The 2,402-nt window shown below is 50.0% G+C and carries 2 rRNA genes; both read left to right on the top strand.

What is annotated here, in order from left to right:
- A 23S ribosomal RNA gene (locus RZ74_RS06810) occupies nt 1–2,224 on the top strand; the annotation flags it as partial.
- A 69-nt stretch (nt 2,225–2,293) separates the two neighbouring features.
- A 5S ribosomal RNA gene (gene rrf / locus RZ74_RS06805) occupies nt 2,294–2,402 on the top strand; the annotation flags it as partial.

The raw sequence follows: 2,402 nt of genomic DNA, 5'->3' as shown, positions 1-2,402 counted from the left end.
GTTACAGTATGTTGGGATAGACCCGAAACCAGGTGATCTACCCATGTTCAGGCTGAAAGTGCGGTAAAACGCACCGGAGGGCCGAACCCGTGTACGTTGAAAAGTGCTGGGATGAAATGTGGGTAGCGGTGAAATTCCAAACGAACTTGGAGATAGCTGGTTCTCTCCGAAATAGCTTTAGGGCTAGCCTCGGACTTAGAATCATGGAGGTAGAGCACTGTTTGGGTGAGGGGCCCGTCATGGGTTACTAAATTCAGATAAACTCCGAATACCATCGATTTATATGTCCGGGAGTCAGACGATGAGTGATAAGATCCACCGTCGAAAGGGGAACAGCCCAGACCACCAATTAAGGTCCCTAAATATATGCTGAGTGGAAAAGGATGTGGAGTTGCATAGACAACTAGGATGTTGGCTCAGAAGCAGCCACCATTTAAAGAGTGCGTAATAGCTCACTAGTCGAGTGATTCTGCGCCGAAAATTTACCGGGGCTAAGCATATTACCGAGATTGTGGACATGACGTAGTCATGTGATAGGAGAGCGTTCTAAGGGCAACGAAGGTAGACCGTAAGGACTGCTGGAGCGCTTAGAAGTGAGAATGCCGGTATGAGTAGCGAAAGAATAGTGAGAATCTATTCCACCGATTGACTAAGGTTTCCTGGGGAAGGCTCGTCCTCCCAGGGTAAGTCGGGACCTAAGCCGAGGCCTAGAGGCGTAGGCGATGGATAACAGGTTGAGATTCCTGTACTAGTTAATTATGTTTGAGCGATGGAGGGACGTAGAAGGCTAACCTGAGCGCACTGCTGGATATGTGCGTTCAAGCAGTAAGTCAGGTTATGAGTGAAATGCTTGTAACCGGGTTGACAAGCTGTGATGAGGACCGAAATAAAGTAGGGAAGCAGGCCATGTCACGCTACCGAGAAAAGCTTCTAGTGAGTAATTAACTACCCGTACCGCAAACCGACACAGGTAGTCAAGGAGAGTATCCTAAGGTGAGCGAGTGAACTCTCGTTAAGGAACTCGGCAAAATGACCCCGTAACTTCGGGAGAAGGGGTGCTGCACGCAAGTGCAGCCGCAGTGAAAAGGCTCAGGCGACTGTTTATCAAAAACACAGGTTTCTGCAAAATCGTAAGATGAAGTATAGGGGCTGACGCCTGCCCGGTGCTGGAAGGTTAAGTGGATGAGTTAGCTTCGGCGAAGCCCAGAAACGAAGCCCCAGTAAACGGCGGCCGTAACTATAACGGTCCTAAGGTAGCGAAATTCCTTGTCGGGTAAGTTCCGACCCGCACGAAAGGCGTAACGATCTGAGCACTGTCTCAACGAGAGACTCGGTGAAATTGAGATACCTGTGAAGAAGCAGGTTACCCGCGACAGGACGGAAAGACCCCATGGAGCTTTACTGTAATTTGATATTGGGTGTTGACATAGCTTGTACAGGATAGGTAGGAGCCGTGGAAACCGGAACGCTAGTTTCGGTGGAGGCATTGTTGGGATACTACCCTCGCTGTGCTAACACTCTAACCCGCACCACTAATCGTGGTGGGAGACAGTGTCTGATTGGCAGTTTGACTGGGGCGGTCGCCTCCTAAACAGTAACGGAGGCGCCCAAAGGTTCCCTCAGAATGGTTGGAAATCATTCTTCGAGTGTAAAGGCAAAAGGGAGCTTGACTGCGAGACAGACAGGTCGAGCAGGGACGAAAGTCGGGCTTAGTGATCCGGTGGTACCGTATGGAAGGGCCATCGCTCAACGGATAAAAGCTACCCTGGGGATAACAGGCTTATCTCCCCCAAGAGTTCACATCGACGGGGAGGTTTGGCACCTCGATGTCGGCTCATCGCATCCTGGGGCTGTAGTTGGTCCCAAGGGTTGGGCTGTTCGCCCATTAAAGCGGTACGCGAGCTGGGTTCAGAACGTCGTGAGACAGTTCGGTCCCTATCCGTCGCGGGCGTAGGAAATTTGAGGGGAGCTGTCTCTAGTACGAGAGGACCGAGATGGACATACCGCTGGTGTACCAGTTGTCCCGCCAGGGGCATCGCTGGGTAGCTATGTATGGATGAGATAAACGCTGAAAGCATCTAAGTGTGAAACCGACCTCAAGATGAAATTTCCCATTCCTTTATGGAAGTAAGACCCCTAAGAGATGATTAGGTAGATAGGCTAGAAGTGGAAGTGCAGTGATGTATGGAGCGGACTAGTACTAATTGGTCGAGGACTTAACCAAGTAAGGTAGTAATCGGAAGAAATAAATAATATCTAGTTTTGAGAGAACGAAGTTCTTTCAGATAAATAGTGTGGTGGCGATAGCTAGAAGGATACACCTGTTCCCATGCCGAACACAGAAGTTAAGCTTCTAAACGCCAAGAGTAGTTGAGGGATCGCCCTCTGCGAGGGTAGGAAGT

The sequence above is a fragment of the Apilactobacillus apinorum genome (assembly GCF_001281175.1).
Classification (GTDB): domain Bacteria; phylum Bacillota; class Bacilli; order Lactobacillales; family Lactobacillaceae; genus Apilactobacillus; species Apilactobacillus apinorum.
Note: the sequence above shows the minus strand (reverse complement) of the source record. Positions and strands in the feature narration are given on the sequence as shown.